Source organism: Leminorella richardii (genome assembly GCF_900478135.1).
GTDB classification, from domain to species: domain Bacteria; phylum Pseudomonadota; class Gammaproteobacteria; order Enterobacterales; family Enterobacteriaceae; genus Leminorella; species Leminorella richardii.
In genome coordinates, this window is the sequence record NZ_LS483470.1 from 1294342 (window position 1) to 1313269 (window position 18928).

The window sequence follows — 18928 nt, forward strand, 5'->3', positions numbered from 1 at the left end:
GGCTTTGGGTGTGTACAAAGTCAGCGTGCCAGTCAGATCGATATCCGTTAGACCAAAACAAGGATCTTAATAATGACAATAACCCATGATTCTGGCGCAGTCCCTCAGTCTGAGCAGCTTGCTGCGGACGAGCGCCTAACCACAGAGGAAGGGCGCAAGGACTTCTGGCGAGCGACGTTTTCCTGCTGGTTGGGAACCACGATGGAATACGCTGACTTTGCCCTTTACGGGCTGGCGGCGGGGATCATCTTCGGCGACGTCTTTTTCCCAAACGCAACGCCTATCGTGGCGCTGATTTCCAGTTTTGCCACTTATTCGGTCGGCTTCATCGCCCGTCCTATTGGCGCTTTGCTGTTTGGCTGGCTGGGTGACCGCAAGGGGCGCAAGCTGGTGATGGTGGTCACTATCACCTTAATGGGGGCATCGACGACGCTGATTGGGCTTATCCCAAGCTATGCGACTATTGGCCTGTGGGCTCCTGCCTGTTTGGCACTGTTGCGATTTATGCAGGGGCTGGGCGCAGGGGCTGAGCTTTCAGGCGGTGCGGTAATGCTGGGGGAGTATGCTCCTTCAGAGCGTCGTGGTCTGGTGTCTTCCATTATCGCTCTAGGCTCTAACAGCGGTACGCTGCTGGCGTCAATGGTATGGCTTCTGGTGCTGCAAATGGATCGCGACACGCTGCTTGAGTGGGGATGGCGCGTTCCGTTCCTTTCCAGCATCCTGATTGCCGCCGTGGCGCTGTTTATTCGTCGCCACATGCGCGAAACGCCGGTGTTTGAACGCCAAAAGCAGGTGCTGGAACAGCAGCGCCGCGCGGCGATGGAAGAGGGGCGCAAGCATGAGCAAGAGGTCGGCGAGCAGAAGAGCTTCTGGCAGCGTACCAAGGCTTTCTGGATCATGGTTGGACTTCGCATTGGCGAGAACGGCCCTTCCTATTTGGCTCAGGGCTTTATCGTTGGCTATGTGGCGAAAGTGCTGGCGGTGGATAAATCCGTGCCGACCATGGCAGTGTTTATTGCCTCTCTGCTGGGCTTCTTGATTATTCCTCTGTCCGGCTGGCTGTCTGACCGCTTTGGCCGTCGCATTACCTATCGCTGGTACTGCCTGCTGCTGGTGCTCTACGCGGTGCCGGCATTTATGCTGCTGGATACCCGCGATCCGACCATCGTTATCCTGACAATTATCGTCGGTATGCTGCTGGCGTCACTGGGTATTTTCGGCGTACAGGCGGCGTGGGGCGTTGAGCTGTTTGGGGTGACAAACCGCTACAGCAAAATGGCGGTTGCCAAAGAGCTGGGATCTATTATGTCTGGCGGTACTGCACCGCTGGTGGCGTCGTTTATGCTGTCGTTTGCCGGCCACTGGTGGCCGATCGCCGTCTACTTTATGGTGATGGCGGGAATTGGACTAGTGACCACGTTCTTTGCGCCGGAAACGCGCGGCCGCGACCTCAACCTGCCGGAAGATGCCATTTAAGCGCGCTTTGGGGAAAAATGCCGGCGCGGAGCGCGAGTTCTTGCTCCAGTCGGTATTTTTCAGGCATGGGGTTAGGTATGCTATACAACGGTTTGATTATTGGGTGTTTTGTACCCGTCATACTTCAAGTTGCCTGTGCGTTGGCTTTCCTCGCTCACCCCAGTCACTTACTTATGTAAGTGACTGGGGATTCGCTGCGTTGCCGCGTGATTCGCCCCTACGGGACTCACCCTTACAGGGCCAGCGCAAGCGCTGTTCAAAACGCCATCGGCGTTTTGTCATGCAACTCGAATTATTTAGGGTATATCTCTGTCCGTTAAGGTAGGTGGATACGCTGTGCTAAATCAACATCCTCGTCGCGTCACGCGCGCTGACGTCGCCAAAGAGGCGGGAACGTCGGTTGCTGTCGTCAGCTATGTGATTAATAACGGGCCTCGCCCAGTAGCCGAAGCGACCCGTCAGCGGGTTCTTGATGCCATTAAAAAGACTGGCTATCGCCCTAACGGCATAGCCAGGGCGCTGGCGTCGGGAACAACGCGGACCTATGGACTGATTATTCCTAACATCGCCAACCCGTTTCTTTCCTCACTGGCGCACTCGCTTCAACAAGAGGCCTTTGAGCACGGGCAGGTGCTGCTGCTGGGGGATGCGGGGGACAACCGCCAGCGAGAGCTGGAGCTTATCAATAACCTTCTGCACCGTCAGGTTGATGGCCTGCTGTATACCAGCGTTGACCGTCACCCCTATATCGAGCTGATTCAGGCGTCAGGAACGCCGTTTATCATGCTTGATCGCGTTGATCCTGCGCTCAACGTCACCGCTATTCGGGTCGATGAAAGGGCAGCGGCGTTTCAGGCGACTCGTCACCTGATTGAGCACGGCTATCGCGATATCGCCATTATCTGCGGCCCCAGAGAGATGCTGAACACCCAAGACCGCATCAGCGGCTGGCGTGAGGCGCTGCAAACCGCCAAGCTGCCGGTAAGGGAGGAGTGGATATTTCCCACTACCTATACCCGTGAAGGAGGCTATCAGGCGGCGAGCCGTATGCTTGAGGGGCGACTTCCCCGGGCGCTGTTTGCCACTAACGAGCTACAGGCTCTAGGCTGCCTGAGGGCGCTTTCTGAGAGGGATGTTAAGGTTCCCGAAGAACTGGCGCTGGTGTGTTTTAACGGAACGGTGGAGTCGGAGTTTAACGTCCCCTCCCTGACTCACGTGCGACAGCCGGTGAAAGCCATGGCCAAGGCGGCGATAGAGATGCTGAAAAACTGGAACGACACGCCGGAGCTGCGGGAGTTTTCGTTTGACCTGCTTATCGGCGAGTCGTGTGGATGTTGCACAAAATTGACTAAGTGAAAAACAGCCTATGCGTTTAATTATTGATTGCGATCCGGGGAACGGCGTTGCTGGCGCCAACGTGGACGACGGGCTTGCTCTGGCGGTCGCCATGGCCGCGCCTGAAATCAGCCTAGAGTTGATTACCACCGTGGCGGGAAATACCCCCAGCGACGTCGGTTTTTCCGTAGCGCGCGCGCTGACTGAGCGCATGGGGCTTGATATTCCGGTGCGTCGCGGGGCATCGCGTGCGCTGGTGGAGCCCTCAGCCCCGTGGCGAGACAAACTGGATAACGGTGCCGTACGCTCTGGGCTGATAGACCTATGGCGCGACGTGCCTACACCGCACGCGGTGCCTAGCGAGCGACCGTTGGCTGCTCACGCTATCGGAGAGCTTATTTGCAATAACCCTAATGAGATTACGCTGATTGCTATCGGGCCTTTAACCAACGTCGCTCACGCCCTGCACCTGTATCCCGAGATGGCAGAAAAGGTGAAAGAAATCATTGTTATGGGTGGCGTATTTAACGTTGATGGCTATATTAAAGACACTAACTTCGGTATTGACCCCGAAGCTGCCCACGTGGTGCTGACCAGCGGCGCGAATATTACGCTGGTACCGATGGACGCAACGGTACAGACCCAAATGGTGCTTGATGATTTGGACAAGATCGCTGGCATCGGTTCGCCGTTAACAGACTATCTGGTTGAGACGGTGCGCCCCTGGATCCGCTACTCCATGGAGACTCGCCGACTTCCGGGCTGCTGGATCCATGATGTATTGACCGTGGCATGGCTGTTGGATAAAAGTGTTGCAACAAGTCTGCGGCAATATGTTGACGTTGCTCTGGAAGGGGGAATGGCGCGAGGTACAACTTGGCGCTGGGATCCGGAAAGCTTAAGGCTGGATGTCGGCATTGCGCCACCTCAGGGCCAGCCGATAGAAATACTGCATCAAGTGGATAACCAAAAGCTGCTGTCTATCATTTATCGTACCCTGAGCCAAAGCAAGGGCGCTAGCGCTGAAGCCTGAGTCGCCACCGACTGTTTTTACTAAGATAGCCTCCACGCTAGCGTGGAGCGACAGGACGCCACTATGTTAACGCTGCTGCACTTACTCTCTTCTGTTGCCTTACTGGTGTGGGGTACGCACATCGTTCGCACTGGAGTGATGAGGATATTCGGCGCTAACCTGCGTCGGATTATCGGTGCCAGCGTCAGCAAAAAGAGTAATGCCTTCGTTGCCGGTTTGGGCGTTACGGCACTGGTGCAGAGCAGCAACGCTACCGCGCTGCTGGTGATTTCGTTTGTGGCTCAGGGGCTGATTGGCCTCTCTCCGGCGCTGACTATTCTGCTTGGCGCTGACGTAGGCACCGCGCTAATGGCGCGGGTATTAACTTTCGATCTCTCATGGCTGTCCCCTTTACTGATCCTGTTCGGCGTAATTGCGTTTCTTAGCCAAAAGAAAACCAGAGTGGGTCAGGTTGGCCGGGCGGTTATCGGCCTAGGGCTGATCCTTCTGGCGCTACAGCTGATTGTGGTTTCGGCTAAGCCGATGACTGAAGCCAGCGCGGTGCGGGAAGTGTTTTCATCACTGGCGGGGGACGCCATTCTGGCGCTGCTGATTGGCGCCGTATTTGCCATGCTCACCTATTCTAGCCTAGCGGCAGTGCTGTTAACGGCAACGCTAGCGGCAACGGGGCTGGTGCCGCTGAATATTGCGCTATGTCTGGTGATTGGTTCTAACCTAGGCAGCGGTGCGCTGGCGGTGATCAGTAGCCGAGGGCAGGGGACTATCGCCAGGCGGCTGGTATTGGGCAGCATGCTGTTTAAGGTGATTGGCTGCCTGATGGTGATTCCTTGGGTAACGATGCTGGCGCAGTGGTTAAAACCCTACGAGTTCCCCGCAGCGGACGTGGTGATTTATTTTCACGTGATTTACAACCTGACGCGCTGTTTGCTGATGCTGCCACTGGTGCAGCCAGTTTCTCGTCTGATGGAGCGTCTTGTCCCCGAGGAGCCGATCGTTGAAGCCCAGCTTACGCCGCGCTACCTCGATAGCGCTTCGCTGGATACACCGTCGCTGGCGCTGGCTAACGCCGTACGGGAAACGCTACGCCTTGGTGACGTAGTCGGCCAAATGCTGGACGGCTTTTATCAGGTGCTACAGGGCAACGCGCAGCACAAGCGGGAAGTTTCCCACCTGAAAGACCAGAGCGACATGCTGTATGAAGCCATCAAGCTTTATTTGGCTCGGCTGCCGCAGGAAAGCCTGAGCGACAGCGATTCACGCCGCTGGGCGGAGATTATCGGCACCTCGGTGAATCTGGAGCAGGCGGGAGAAATTATTGACCGCATGGCGGCTGAGGTTTCGTCTAAATCGCTAAACGCCCGCCGTTTTTTCTCTCAAAAGGGGATAGAGGATTTGACCACACTGCACGGTCGACTGGTGAAAAATCTCGATCTGGCAATGTCAGTATTTCTGTCCGGTGAGGTGGATAACGCCAGACGGCTGCGCCGCGCCAAACACCGCTTTCGCCTGCTCAACCAGCGCTATTCGCTGGCTCACGTCGAGCGACTGCATCAGAACAACCTACAAAGTATGGAAACCAGCTCGCTGCACATGGGGCTGTTAGCTGACATGAAGCGCCTTAACTCGCTGTTTTGTGCCGTTGCCTATTACGTTCTTGAAGTGCAGGACGACGAGGGTGGGGAAGCAGACAGCTCAGCCTGATTTGTCAGCTTTGTCAATCAAGGGTAAAGGTTTGTCCCCTTGGTTGAATAAGCCAATTTAACTCGCTAACTTTAATAGGAAATAACGGGATATTGCTTAAACCTGTGAAGGAGTCACAAAATGCAAGCAGGCTACCCTACTGACTATGAAGTTGGCGACGTTGTCTTTACCTGTATCGGTCACCCTCTGTTTCGCCAGATTTCCGCCGCTTCCCTGTGCTGGAGCAATCATGTCGGTATTATTGTCGGCCATGACGGCAGCGACTACATCGTGGCGGAAAGCCGCGTGCCGCTGTCCAGCACCACGACGCTAAGTCGATTTATTGAACGCTCTGTCGATCGTCGCTACGGCATTCGCCGACTCAGCGGCGGACTTTCTGAAGATCAAAAAAAGGCCATCGTCGAGCAGGTGCCTTCCCGTTTGTGGAAGCTCTATCACACTGGCTTTAAATATGACTCCTCACGGCAGTTTTGCTCAAAGTTTGTGTTTGATATCTATCGGGACGCGCTAGAAGTTCCAATAGGAAAAATCGAAACCTTTGATCAACTGCTCAACAGTAATCCAAACGCGAAGCTACAATTCTGGAACTTTTGGTTTCTGGGATCGATCCCCTGGGAGCGCAAAACCGTGACGCCAGCCAGTCTGTGGTTTTACCCAGCGCTTGAGCCGGTTTACAGCAGCCACCCGGAGGCGAGTGAAGCCGAGCCGGACTGGTATTATCACTAGGCGACGTGTCGTCCAGTGAAATTACAGATTAAGAGAGCGCCTACGTTGGGACACTACGCCGAAGCTTCTGCCGATGACATCGCGCAGTTTGTGAAAAATGAAGTTATCCGTTTTGTCGATGCGCATCCCAACGAGGTTTTTTCAGCCTTTGCGTTTGACTGCAACGTTCACGAAGAGGTTGAGCTTAATCTGTGCTTGACCACTTCAAAACACCTCAATGAAATTCTGCACTACTATCAAACCGGCGCCAACGGTGCCTACTATCTTTCCGACGCAGGGATCTTAAGCCTGAAGTACAACACTGGCGACTGGAAGTACCAGTGCTTTAGCTCGATGAACTGCATTCACGATGTTGCCTATGACTACTTTTCGGTGAACGGCGAAGAAAAGTACCGCTACTGGATAGATTTGCTGTCGAAGGTGATGGCTGACTTTATGGCGTCGCCGACCTTTGCTGATATTCCAAAAAGTGAAGGGTTTAAAGTTCTGGTTTACGACCACGAAGAGGAGCCGGAGGACAGCCAGATCCGCCTTAACGCCATTGATAATAATCCTTTCTTCCTGCTGGATTGACCGAGATTTTTTAACGCTAAATTAAGTGTATCTAACTGTGTCTGCCTTTCTGAAAGCGCGCATTTTTTCTATTTAACGGCGACCTTTCTTCGTCTGTGAGTGCGGCTTTCCTCTATAATTTCCCAATAAACAAGACGTTGTAATACGGTGACGCCCATTGCCCTCACTCGTTGTCGCCTGAGTTCGCTTGGTGTAAAATAACCGGCAGTTATGAAATTTATTTTTATAAAAATCAAATAATTAATAGGTCTGGTAGAGCTATGTCAATGAGTGTGTTTAATCGCCGCTGGGCTTCTGTCGTGCTGGAAACCCTGACCCGCCACGGAGTCGAACACGTCTGCATTGCCCCCGGCTCCCGATCTACACCGCTTACGCTAACCGCTGCTGCGAATAAAAAACTCACCTGCCATACCCACTTTGACGAGCGCGGCCTTGGCCACTTGGCGCTAGGCATTGCGAAAGTTAGCCGCCAGCCCGTTGCGGTGATCGTGACGTCCGGTACGGCGGTGGCTAACCTGTACCCCGCGCTGATTGAAGCAAGCTTGACCGGTGAACGGCTGGTATTGCTTACTGCTGACAGGCCGCCGGAGCTTATTGACTGCGGAGCTAATCAGGCCATCCGCCAGACAGACATCTTTGCCCAGCATCCTACCGCCACGCTTTCTCTGCCGCGCCCGACGCCGGATATTTCCGCTGCCTGGCTGACGTCTGCCGTGGACGATGCCATGGGGGGGCTGTATCAGGGCGCGCTGCACATTAACTGCCCGTTCGCCGAACCGCTGTACGGTGGCGATGAAAGCGCCTACGCGGAGTGGTCTGCTGCGCTGGGGGAGTGGTGGAATGACCGCTCTCCCTGGCTAGCTTCACCCTGCGAGCAGGCGCTGCGTACAGAACCTGACTGGCCTACGTGGCGAGCTCGCAAAGGTGTGGTTGTCGCGGCGCGGCTGACGGCGTCTCAGGGGAAGGCAGTAGCCGAGTGGGCGAAAAGGCTAGGGTGGCCAATTTTAGGCGACGTGCTTTCCAGCAGCGGTCAGCCGCTTCCCTGTGCTGATTTGTGGTTAAACAGCCCTCAGGCTAAAGGCTGCCTAGCACAGGCCGAGATCGTGATTCAGTTTGGCGGCAGCCTGACAGGCAAGCGCATGCTGCAGTGGCAGGCCGGCTGTTCTCCTAAAGAATATTGGATTGTCGACAGCGTTCGCGGTCGGCTAGATCCGGCTAACCACCGCGGTCGCCGCATGGTGGGCGACGTTGAGCGCTGGCTTGAGGCTCACCCAGCTACAGAACTGGCTCCTTGGGCACCGGAGCTGGTGTCGCTGGCAGAGCAGGCGCAGCGCCACGTTGTTGACTCTCTTATGGAACGCTTTGGCGAAGCGCAGTTTGCCAGCCGCCTGCCGGAACTGCTGCCCGAAGGCGGCCTGTTTTGGGCAGGAAACAGCCTGATTGTGCGCCTGATTGACGCGCTGGCTCAGCTTCCCGTCGGCTACCCGGTTTACAGCAACCGAGGCGCCAGCGGCATCGACGGCCTGCTGTCTACTGCGGCGGGCGTTCAGCGCTGTTCTGGCTTGCCAATGCTGGCGGTAATGGGGGATATCTCAGCCCTTTACGATCTTAACGCGCTGGCGCTGTTGGCACAGGCTACCCGCCCGACAGTGCTGGTGGTAGTGAACAACGACGGCGGCTCTATCTTCTCACTGCTGCCGACGCCGGAAGCGGAAAGAGAACGCTTTTACCGCATGCCTCACGGTCTTGGCTTTGAGCATGCGGCGGCGATGTTTGGTCTGGGCTACGCTCAGCCAGAAAGTTGGGAAGCGCTACAGAAGGCCGTCTCCACTCACTGGCAACAGCCAAACGGAACACTGCTGCTGGAGCTTCGAGTAGCCCCGCACGATGGCGCTCACACGCTGCAACAGCTGGTGTCTGACGCGGAACGGCTTTCTTGCTAAGCCTAACGCTTCACCCCGCCGAGCCGTCGTTGGACTGCGATCGCCCGTGGCTAGTGTTTATTCACGGCCTGTTAGGGGACGGTCGAGACTGGGAAAAGGTGCTGCCTTACTTCCGCGGCTATTCTTGTGTGACGGTAGACTTGCCGGGGCACGGTAGGTCTAACGATGTTGCGCTCGCTTCTGTTGATACAGAAGGCTTTGCTCAACTTAGCCAACTGCTGACGGAAACCCTGCTGTTCTATAATATTAATCGTTATATACTCGTCGGCTACTCTCTCGGTGGCCGCACCGCCATGTATCATGCCTGCTTTGGTCAACGTGATGGCCTGTGTGGGCTAGTGATTGAAGGGGGAAACCCCGGCCTTAACGATGCGGCCGAGCGTGATGCCCGGCTAGTGCACGATGCCCGATGGGCGAAACGCTTTCGCCAGCTGCCTTTTAGTGAGGCGCTGGATGAGTGGTATCGGCAGCCAGTGTTTGCCGATTTAGACGAAGAGTCGCGCAGGCGCACGATTGCGCAGCGTCTGCAAAATAGCGCACTGACCGTTGCCGACATGCTTGAGGCTACTTCCCTTGGTCGCCAGCCTTGGCTAACGGCGCGGTTAAACGACGAGGTTGAGCGTCGTCGGCTGCCGTTTTGCTATTTTTGCGGTGAACGAGATCTCAAGTTTCAGCGCATCGCGCAGGAAAACCATTTTCCGCTGCGTATTGTCCCTGCGGCGGGTCATAACGCACATAGCGGCAATCCCGAAGGGTTTGCCAAAAGTTTGCTCACATTTTTAAAGGAATGCTAACTATGCTGTATCCAAGTGAAGAAGAACTGTACGCCCCCATCGAGTGGCAGGACTGCTCAGAAGGATTTCAAGACATTCGCTACCACAAGTCGGCGGAAGGGATTGCAAAAATCACCATCAACCGCCCTGAGGTGCGTAACGCATTCCGTCCGCTGACGGTCAAAGAAATGATTCAGGCGCTGGCTGACGCCCGCTATGATGACAATATCGGTACCATCGTATTGACTGGCGAAGGGGAAAAAGCCTTTTGCTCTGGTGGTGACCAGAAAGTGCGCGGCGACTACGGCGGCTATAAAGACGCCAGCGGCGTTCATCACCTCAACGTGCTGGACTTCCAGCGCCAGATCCGCACCTGTCCGAAACCTGTTGTTGCCGCTGTTGCGGGTTACTCCATTGGCGGCGGTCACGTGCTGCACATGATGTGCGACCTGACTATCGCGGCAGAAAACGCGGTCTTTGGTCAAACTGGCCCGAAGGTGGGTTCTTTTGACGGCGGTTGGGGCGCATCATATATGGCTCGCATCGTTGGTCAGAAAAAAGCCCGTGAAATCTGGTTCCTGTGCCGTCAGTACAACGCTCAGGAAGCGCTGGACATGGGGCTGGTCAACACCGTCGTGCCGGTTGCCGATCTGGAAAAAGAAACCGTTCGCTGGTGCCGTGAAATGCTGCGCAATAGCCCAATGGCGCTGCGCTGCCTGAAGGCCTCACTCAACGCTGACTGTGACGGTCAGGCCGGTCTGCAAGAGCTGGCTGGCAACGCCACCATGCTGTTCTACATGACGGAAGAAGGGCAAGAGGGGCGTAACGCGTTCAACGAAAAGCGCCAGCCTGACTTCAGCAAATTCAAGCGTAACCCGTAATGCGCCGAGTCGAACTCTACCGCTTTAGCCTGCCGATGGAGGCAGGCGTTATCCTGCGCAATCAGCGGTTAAAAACGCGCGACGGGCTGCTGGTGTGTCTGGAAGAGAACGGCAGGCAGGGCTGGGGAGAGATCTCCCCGCTGCCGGAGTTTTCCCAAGAGACGCTGGACGATGCGGAATCGGCTACTCTCGGCTGGCTACACAGCTGGGTTAACGGCGAGCAGGCGTTTGACTGCGCGCTGCCTTCTGTCTCTTTCGGTCTGAGCTGCGCTCTGGCAGAGCTGGAAGGGCTGCTTCCCGAGAAGGCAGACTACCGCAAAGCGCCGCTGTGCAGCGGCGACCCAGACGAGCTGTTTCCTGTACTCAGCGCGATGGAAGGCGAGAAAGTAGCGAAAGTGAAGGTCGGCCTGTATGAGGCAGTGCGCGACGGCATGATCGTCAACCTGCTGCTGGAGGCCATTCCTGACCTTAAGCTGCGTTTGGATGCCAACCGCAGCTGGACGCGCGCCAAGGCCGATGGCTTTGTGAAGTACGTTGCGCCGGAGCTGCGTCCTCGCATTCAATTTTTGGAAGAACCCTGTAAAACCCGGGAAGAATCCCGCCAGTTTACGCGTGAAACCGGCATTGCTATTGCCTGGGATGAAAGCGTGCGCGAGCCTGACTTCGTGGTTGAAGCCGAGCCGGGCGTGGCGGCGATTGTCATCAAGCCGACGCTGGTGGGCAACCTACAGCGCTGTCAGCTCTTAGTTCAGCAGGCCCACGATGCCGGCATGATGGCGGTTATCAGCTCGTCGATAGAAAGCAGCTTTGGCCTGACTCAGCTGGCCCGCATTGCCGCGTGGCTAACGCCGAATACTATTCCGGGGCTGGATACGCTGTCCCTGATGCAGTCTCAGCTGGTTCGCCCGTGGCCTGACAGCGAACTGCCGCTGCTGGGGCTTGATTCGCTGGACGTGGTATGGCGCCGTTAGACTGCCCGGAGTTTTTCGACTGGCCGTGGCAGCAGTGGGCAACTCAGCGTCCTGACGCGGTTGCCCTTGTTCGCGGTCAAAAGGAGATTTCCTGGCGGCGACTGGCGGACGAAGTGAACGCCCTGTGCGATCGCTTTTATCAGAGCGGCGTGCGTGAAGGGCAGGGCGTCGCCCTGAGGGGTAAAAACGGTGAGGAGCTGCTGTTGGCCTATTTGGCTGTGCTACAGCTCGGCGCTCGCGTTCTTCCTCTAAATCCTCAACTGCCGGAATCCCTGCTGGCGGAACTGTTGCCTTCTCTTGATATCCACTACGGTTGGTGTGCGCACAATGGCGTCTGGCATTCAGCGATTGTTCCTCTGTCGCCGTTTTCCGCCGAGCTGCTAAGCTGCGACTACGAAGGCGGCTATGACACGAGCTATGCCTCATGGCCGTGTGACAGTTCGTTGACCATGACGCTGACCTCCGGCTCTAGCGGGCTGCCGAAGGCGGTGGTGCACCGCCCAACCGCTCACTTGGCGAACGCGCGCGGGCTTTTGCAGCGCATGACATTTGACGCCGATGATCGCTGGCTGCTGTCTCTGCCGCTGTTTCACGTGTCCGGTCAGGGCATTCTCTGGCGCTGGCTGTTTAAGGGCGCGACGCTAGTGCAGCGCGATATGCATCCGCTATCTGACGCCCTGTCGGGTTGTACTCATGCCTCGCTAGTGCCCACTCAGCTTTGGCGGCTGCTGGAGCAGTCCGCCTCTGGACTGGCGTTAAAGCAGGTGCTGCTGGGGGGGGGCGACCATTCCCGTTGAGCTTACTGCTCGCGCACAGCAGGCCGGCATCAGCTGCTGGTGCGGCTACGGCATGACCGAGATGGCGTCGACAGCCTGCGCCAAGCAGGCGGATGCCAGTGCGGGCGTCGGCGTTCCTCTTCCTGGGCGTGAGATTCGCATCGTGCGGGATGAAATTTGGCTTAAGGGGAGCGGGCAAGCGCTCGGATACTGGCAAAAAGGGCACGTGCGTCCTCTGACTGACGCTGAAGGCTGGTATCACACCCGAGATCGCGGCGAAGTCAGGGAAGGCGAGCTGTTCGTTCAGGGGCGCCTCGATAATCTGTTTTTCAGCGGCGGCGAGGGTATTCAGCCGGAAGATATCGAACGGGCGCTGGCAACCCATCCTGCCGTTCATCAGGCCTTCGTGGTACCAGTAGACAGCGCTGAATTCGGTCAACGGCCTGTAGCGGTTATCGACAGCGATATCGACTTTGATATCGCTAGGCTGTCAGTCTGGCTGGAAGACAAAGTGCCACGCTTTCAAATTCCTGACGCCTACTATTTGTTACCTGAAAGCCTTAAGCAGGGGGGGATTAAGATCTCTCGGCAGGCAGTGAAGGAGTGGGTGAGGCTGGAGACCAATAGCTAATTTGAACAGGCGATACGGGGCCGTTTTCTAACGTATTAGCCTGTTTTATCGATAGAACACTGCCAGGCTCGCTTCTTATCTAAAAAAGCAAAATATATCCCCCACCGATTATGTGATTAAACCCCCTATTTCTTTTTAGTCTTCGTGATATTGTTGCCAATATATGGTTGTATTATGCAACTAATTATAACGATAAGGGACTGACTACGATGGCAAACAGCACACACTTGATAGAAAAAATACGTTCCGCTTCCCGCATGATGGTGCGCGAACTGGGCTTTATGAATGCGACGCTGGCGGCGACGGACTACTCTCCTTCCGCTGTTCATGCGCTACTCGAGATTGAGTCAAACGAAACCATGACGGCGGCGCGGCTTGCACAGGCGCTATGCCTTGAAAAGTCCAGTGTCAGCCGAATGCTTGGCAAGCTGATTAAAGCCGGGGAAATTGAAGAATCATCCGTTGATGGGGACGGTCGGTTTAAACAGCTGCGCTTGACGGCCAAGGGTCAGCGTACCGTTGAGGAAATCCACGCTTACGGCCGCACGCAGGTAGAAACGGCGATGCAGCGCCTTAATCCTGCCCAGCAGCAGGCGGTTGCACAGGGCATTTCCTGTTACGCCCAGGCACTGAAGTCTCGACGAACGGGAGAAGAAGATGCCATGTCCAGTAAAATTCGAATTGAAGCAGGCTACCGCCCCGGACTTGTCGGCAGAGTGGCGGAAATGCACGCGGCGTATTACTCGACGCATTCCGGTTTTGGCCAGTTTTTTGAAAGCAAGGTTGCCGCCGGTATTGCTGAATTTGTCGGCCGCCTCGACGATCCCCGCAATGGCGTTTGGGCTGCCGTGCTCAATGGTCGAATCGTCGGTTCTATTGCGATCGACGGTCAGGATTTAGGCAACGATGAAGCCCACCTGCGCTGGTTCATTCTGGACGACGGCTGCCGGGGCAGCGGCGTAGGAAAGGTTTTAATTGAGACCGCTATGGCGTTTTGCGACCAGCACAATTTTAAAGCCACTCAGCTTTGGACGTTCAAAGGACTGGAGGCCGCAAGGCGCCTTTATGAATCGCACGGGTTTGTGTTGACCTGTGAGGAAGAGGGCAGCCAGTGGGGAAGCGTGGTGACTGAGCAGCAGTTTACGCGCAAGAGGCTCTGACTAAATCTTCTTGGCGAGTTGATATTATCGCTGAGTGCGCGCCGCATACGCTTAATTTAAATATGCGAAAAGAAGGTGAAAGGATTTGCCCAATTTATGGGGCGGCAATCGCCCCACTGCATCACTGCTGATTTGTCTCAGAGGCTAACCGTAGCTGGACTCCCGCCTTCTTTACCTCGTTAAAATGTTCACCCATTAACTTCACCTTCTTTTTGTACGTTTCCCGCTCTTCTTCCGTGGCAAAGGAAGGGTGTCTTTTCTGAGCCTCTAATTTGCCGTTGTGGGCTTTAACGTAGTTTGCAATGTCAATTTCTGCCGCTAGCGCTTTTTCACTGGCGGTGAATATCGCCATCATAAGGAGATGGGGGCGGGCGACGGTTTTCTCGAAAGACCGGTTATATAAGTCAAGAACCTCACCTGAAAGCGCAGGATCTGTCGGCATTTGGCTTGCTCGCTGGAAGGCCTGTTCTAGCCTGCCGATTCCGGACAGCAGCTCATCGTGCAGCTCAGCCAGCCTTTCCCGATTATCCAGTAGTTTTTGTGCGCTGCCTACATTCCACATTAGGTCAAAGTGCTGATTGAAGGGGAACATCAGCGGCGCTGCAATGGCATCATAGTCCGACAGCGTGCGATAGTGGTTGGCATAGGTGCCAAAAGCCGCCAACTGCTCATCGTCTAACTGCGTGGCCGTCATGGTAGGCATGATAAGAATATGAAGTTCCAGGTATTCGGCAAACGCGTCGCGCTGTTTGTTTTTTAAATCGCAGCCCCCGATGGACGACAGGAGAATGATAAAAAGCAGGGCGTAAAGAGATCTCAGGCTATTGCGTGGTGATGGAAACATCATTTCTCCTCTATCCGTGATGAAGCATGGGATTTGTACTGATTGATGAGAGAAATCACCCGCACTTTAACTCGGCCTTGGATTCCTCAAAGGAGGGAGAAGGCTAATGGCATTTTATGAAGTTCTGATGAATATAGTATCAAATTGTTATTATTTGAGTGTTCTACTCTTCCCACACTACCTCCCTCCATCCTCTAACGCTGTTAAAAAAAGCAATCCCCAGTGCCTGAGTAAACAGTTTACGAGGTATAACCGCTTCTTCAATTTTCCCCGTTTCCAGCAGCGCTTCCCGCTCGGTGCCGGGCAGCAGGCCGCAGGCGAGGGCGGGCGTGAGCCAGCGACCGTCGAGCAGCAGCGCGACGTTGCCGTTAACAAACTCGGTAATTTCATCGCGCTCGTTATACATCAGGTATTCGTTGTTCAGCGTGGCCTTGGGGTAATGATCTCGCAGAGTAGTCTTATGGTAAAGCAGCCGATTCTGGCTGTTAACCGGGAAAGGAGACCAGCGGGCGATAAGCGGTGACGTGAGCGGCTCGATGGCTTCGACACCCAGCTCAAGCCTGCCGTTGGCATCCAACAGTAGTCGAATTTTATGGTTGCCGTGAATGTGATAGGCGGTGAGCTCCCTCAGGGCGAGTTCGACTTCTGGTCGATGGAACGGAAAATTGAAATAGCGGGCGGAAGCCGCCAGCCGGTTTAGATGTCTATTCAATAGGAAATAGTCGCCATTTTTGAGCAACAGGCTTTCCAACAGCTGCTCCGGCTGTTGAATGCCTTTAAGCACGCGGGTTTTGTCCACGACTTCCTGATATTCGTTTTCCGCACTGGAATCCCAGGTGATGCCTCCTCCCACGCCGTAGCGGGCGACGCCAGCCTGTGCGTCGATAACCACGGTGCGGATTGGTACGCTAAACAGCGCTTCCCGCTGCGGCGTGATGTAGCCTATGGCGCCGCAGTAAACCTCTCGCGGCTGAGGCTCAAGCTCGGCGATAAGCTTCATGGTGCTGGCCTTGGGCGCTCCGGTGATTGAACCGCAGGGAAACAGGGCGCGAAATACCTCTGTTAGCCTAACGTCAGGTCGCGTTTTAGCGGTAACGGTGGAGGTCATCTGCCAGACGGTAGGGTATTGTTCAATGTCAAACAGGCTGGGAACTTCAACACTGCCGGGTTCGGCGATTTGGCTCAGATCGTTGCGCAGCAGATCGACGATCATCACGTTTTCTGCCCGATCTTTTTCGGAGCTGCGAAGCTTTTCCCTTTGAGCAAGATCGTCGTCAGAGTCTAGGCCTCTGGCGGCTGTGCCTTTCATTGGGCGAGTGGTAACAGTGTCTTCTTTCCAATGGAAGAACAGCTCGGGTGATGCGGACAAGATTTTGAAACGCCCGCAGTCCAGAAACGCGCAGTAGTCGGCGCGTTGAGCCTCTTTTAGCTGCGCGTAGAGCGCTAAAAGCGAGGCGTCGTCGAGGTTATTCTGGCGGCTTTCAAGGCGAATAGCGTAGTTGGTCTGATAGGTGTTGCCCGCCCAAATCTCTTGCTTAATGCGTTCAATGGCTGTGTGGTAGGTGTCGGCGTCGGTTAACGGTGTCCATTGTAGTGTGGGTACGCTAGTGGCCGTATCTGTGTCGATGTTTGTCTCTACGCTTGGGTAAATGCCAAACCACAGCAGAGGCATTTCTCCCTGCGGCGGCGTGCGGTAAAAAGGTTGGAAGGCCGGAGCGGCTTCATAGGCGATATAGCCCGCGGCATAGTTGCCCTCAGCTACCGTCTGTTCTACCTCTGCCAGGCACTTAGTAACCTCGTCAATATGACTGGTTTGAATAATGCGAATTGGGTGGCGAAACAGCCGAGTTTGTTGGTGAAAGTCAAAGCGCAGCGTCACGTCAGGCGACCTCTCGGGTATAGCGGGCTAGAAAGCTGTGGATCATCCGCTGGCCGCCGTCGGTCTGTATGGCTTCGGGATGAAACTGTACGCCCTCAACGGGCAGGCTGACGTGGCGAATCGCCATAACGATGCCGTCTGGCGTTTTGGCGGTTACGACTAGCGTATCGGGCAGAGAGCCGACGTCTACCGTTAGAGAATGGTATCGAGCAACGCGAAGCGGGTTTGGCAGGCCGCTAAACAGCGTCTGACCGTCGTGATCAATCAGTGCCGTTTTGCCGTGGGTTGGCTGAGGACAGGGAATGATTTTAGCCCCAAAGGCGCTGGCGATGGCCTGATGGCCGAGGCAGACGCCGAGAAGGGGAATGTGCCCGGCAAATCGTTCGATGACTGACATCGTGATCCCCGCTTCTTCTGGCCTGCCGGGGCCAGGGGACAGCACAATGGCTGAGGGAGCCAGCGTGGCAATATCGTCCAGCGACAGCGCGTCGTTTTTACTCACCTGTACCTGAACGCCGGACTGTCGCAGGTAATCGTACAGGTTATAGGTAAAAGAGTCGTAGTTGTCGAGAAGCAGGATCATGCTGAACTGGCCGCGTTACCGAAAGAGAGCGGACATTCTAGCGAATGTCTAATGAATGGAAAGTGGAAAATGCCCCGCCGATGAAGGCGGGGCAAGAGGGGAGAGAATTACATCATCTCTTTCACGGCTTTGGCGACACCGCTGCCGTAGTCAGGATGTACCTGCGTAAACAGATCAATCTGACGCTGGCGGATGTGCTCCGGCACGTGGATAAGCTCACCGGCAATGCGTTTGAACATGCGCTCGTGTTCTTGTGGGCTTAGTAGGTTAAACAGCGCTCTCGGCTGGCTAAAGTAGTCGGTGTCTTCCCGGTGGTTCCAGTGGTCGGCTGCGCCTTCCAGCGTTAGAGGTGGTTCTCTGAAGTCCGGTTGCTCTTTAAATACGCCGAAGCTGTTTGGCTCGTAGGTCGCGCCGTTGCCGCTGTTGCTGTCAACGCGCATAGCACCATCGCGGTGGTAGTTATGGAACGGGCAGCGCGGAGCGTTGACCGGGATTTGATGGTGGTTAACACCGAGGCGATAGCGATGCGCGTCGCCGTAGGAGAACAGTCGACCCTGTAGCATTTTGTCCGGCGAGAAGCCAATGCCGGGCACGACGTTAGCTGGGTTCATGGCGACCTGTTCGACTTCGGAGAAGTAGTTTTCCGGGTTGCGGTTCAGTTCAAGGACACCCACTTCAATCAGCGGGGCGTCTTTATGCAGCCAAACTTTGGTCAGGTCGAACGGGTTGTAAGGCAGCTTGCTGGCGTCCTTTTCTTCAATCACTTGAACAAACAGTGTCCAGCGAGGAAAGTCGCGCTTTTCGATAGCCTCATACAGGTCGCGCTGGGAGCTTTCGCGATCTTGGCCGATAAGCTTTTCCGCCTCGTCGTCCATCAGGTTTTTGATGCCCTGCTGGGTGCGCAGGTGGAACTTCACCCAGTAGCGCTTGCTGTCAGCGCTGATAAAGCTGAATGTGTGGCTGCCGAAGCCGTGCATGTGGCGATAAGAGTAGGGCAGGCCGCGGTCGGTAAAGTCGATGGTTAACTGGTGCAGCGCTTCAGGAAGCTGGGAGAAGAAGTCCCACTTATAGGTCGGGTTGCGCAGGTTAGTGCGCGGGTCGCGCTTAACGACGTGGTTAAGATCCGGGAACTTTAGCGGATCTCGCAGGTAGAACACTGGCGTATCGTTACCGACCAGATCCCAGTTGCCCTCTTCGGTATAGAACTTGATGGCAAAGCCGCGAATGTCGCGCTCGGCGTCGGCAGCGCCGCGCTCACCGGCAACCGTGGAAAAGCGGATAAACAGATCGGTTTTTTTACCAATCTCAGAGAAAATCTTTGCACGCGTGTACTTGGTGATATCGTGGGTGACGGTAAACGTGCCGTAAGCGCCGGAGCCCTTGGCGTGCATGCGGCGCTCGGGGATAACTTCGCGGTCAAAGTGAGCCAGCTTTTCGAGGAACCAAACGTCTTGTAGCAGCATCGGGCCTCTGGGGCCTGCGGTCATCGCATTATTGTTGTCAACAACCGGCGCACCGGAGCCCGTTGTCAGTTTTTTATCGCTCATCATTTTCTCCTGTTAAAAGTGGTAAATCCTGAATACGCACACTTAAAGCATATCCTTTCTATTATCTTACCTATCGTTATTGTGTATCCAATTGTT

The 18928-nt window shown here is 55.5% G+C and carries 15 protein-coding genes and 1 pseudogene; 12 read left to right on the forward strand and 4 right to left on the reverse strand.

The window, feature by feature from the left end:
• Positions 1-72 precede the first annotated feature (72 nt).
• The 12 genes and pseudogenes from DQM29_RS06160 to DQM29_RS06215 all read left to right on the forward strand — a co-directional run bounded on the left by DQM29_RS06160 (position 73) and on the right by DQM29_RS06215 (position 13979).
• A complete protein-coding gene (locus DQM29_RS06160) occupies positions 73-1476 on the forward strand; it encodes an MFS transporter (RefSeq protein WP_111739863.1) in 1404 nt (467 codons plus the stop codon).
• Positions 1477-1812: 336 nt separating this feature from the next.
• A complete protein-coding gene (locus DQM29_RS06165) occupies positions 1813-2832 on the forward strand; it encodes a LacI family DNA-binding transcriptional regulator (RefSeq protein ID WP_111739865.1) in 1020 nt (339 codons plus the stop codon).
• A 10-nt stretch (positions 2833-2842) separates the two neighbouring features.
• On the forward strand, positions 2843-3844 hold the full coding sequence (locus DQM29_RS06170; protein WP_111739867.1) for a nucleoside hydrolase: 1002 nt from the start codon (positions 2843-2845) through the stop codon (positions 3842-3844).
• A gap of 63 nt (positions 3845-3907) precedes the next feature.
• Positions 3908-5545, forward strand: a complete 1638-nt coding sequence (locus DQM29_RS06175; RefSeq protein WP_111739869.1) for a Na/Pi cotransporter family protein — start codon at positions 3908-3910, stop codon at positions 5543-5545.
• A 120-nt stretch (positions 5546-5665) separates the two neighbouring features.
• Positions 5666-6271, forward strand: a complete 606-nt coding sequence (locus DQM29_RS06180) for a YebB family permuted papain-like enzyme (RefSeq protein ID WP_111739871.1) — start codon at positions 5666-5668, stop codon at positions 6269-6271.
• Between the two features lie 15 nt (positions 6272-6286).
• Complete coding sequence (locus tag DQM29_RS06185) at positions 6287-6844, forward strand: DUF4303 domain-containing protein (RefSeq protein ID WP_111739873.1); 558 nt, start codon at positions 6287-6289, stop codon at positions 6842-6844.
• A 260-nt stretch (positions 6845-7104) separates the two neighbouring features.
• On the forward strand, positions 7105-8787 hold the full coding sequence (gene menD / locus DQM29_RS06190; protein ID WP_111739875.1) for a 2-succinyl-5-enolpyruvyl-6-hydroxy-3-cyclohexene-1-carboxylic-acid synthase: 1683 nt from the start codon (positions 7105-7107) through the stop codon (positions 8785-8787).
• Entirely contained in the window at positions 8781-9581 is an 801-nt protein-coding gene (gene menH, locus DQM29_RS06195; protein WP_232054868.1) for a 2-succinyl-6-hydroxy-2,4-cyclohexadiene-1-carboxylate synthase, read from the forward strand. The genes menD and menH overlap by 7 nt, the downstream gene beginning before the upstream one ends.
• 2 nt (positions 9582-9583) lie before the next feature.
• Entirely contained in the window at positions 9584-10441 is an 858-nt protein-coding gene (gene menB / locus DQM29_RS06200) for a 1,4-dihydroxy-2-naphthoyl-CoA synthase (RefSeq protein WP_111739877.1), read from the forward strand.
• A complete protein-coding gene (gene menC, locus DQM29_RS06205) occupies positions 10441-11412 on the forward strand; it encodes an o-succinylbenzoate synthase (protein WP_111739879.1) in 972 nt (323 codons plus the stop codon). The genes menB and menC overlap by 1 nt, the downstream gene beginning before the upstream one ends.
• Positions 11400-12819, forward strand: a pseudogene (gene menE / locus DQM29_RS06210) (o-succinylbenzoate--CoA ligase). Before menC ends, menE begins: the two are co-directional and overlap by 13 nt.
• 209 nt (positions 12820-13028) lie before the next feature.
• Positions 13029-13979: a bifunctional helix-turn-helix transcriptional regulator/GNAT family N-acetyltransferase gene (locus tag DQM29_RS06215; RefSeq protein ID WP_111739881.1), complete on the forward strand. Its 951-nt coding sequence runs from the start codon at positions 13029-13031 to the stop codon at positions 13977-13979.
• A 121-nt stretch (positions 13980-14100) separates the two neighbouring features.
• Here the strand turns inward: DQM29_RS06215 and DQM29_RS06220 are convergent, their stop codons facing one another.
• The 4 genes from DQM29_RS06220 to DQM29_RS06235 all read right to left on the reverse strand — a co-directional run bounded on the left by DQM29_RS06220 (position 14101) and on the right by DQM29_RS06235 (position 18832).
• Positions 14101-14823 carry a DUF3053 family protein gene (locus DQM29_RS06220; RefSeq protein ID WP_170126499.1) on the reverse strand — a complete coding sequence of 241 codons (723 nt, stop codon included), beginning with the start codon at positions 14821-14823 and terminating at the stop codon, positions 14101-14103.
• A 163-nt stretch (positions 14824-14986) separates the two neighbouring features.
• Entirely contained in the window at positions 14987-16702 is a 1716-nt protein-coding gene (gene pabB, locus DQM29_RS06225; RefSeq protein ID WP_197708851.1) for an aminodeoxychorismate synthase component I, read from the reverse strand.
• Position 16703: 1 nt separating this feature from the next.
• Complete coding sequence (locus DQM29_RS06230) at positions 16704-17285, reverse strand: anthranilate synthase component II (protein WP_111739887.1); 582 nt, start codon at positions 17283-17285, stop codon at positions 16704-16706.
• A gap of 107 nt (positions 17286-17392) precedes the next feature.
• Positions 17393-18832 (reverse strand): catalase, encoded by a 1440-nt coding sequence (locus tag DQM29_RS06235; RefSeq protein ID WP_170126500.1) that lies wholly within the window; start codon positions 18830-18832, stop codon positions 17393-17395.
• Positions 18833-18928 lie beyond the last annotated feature (96 nt).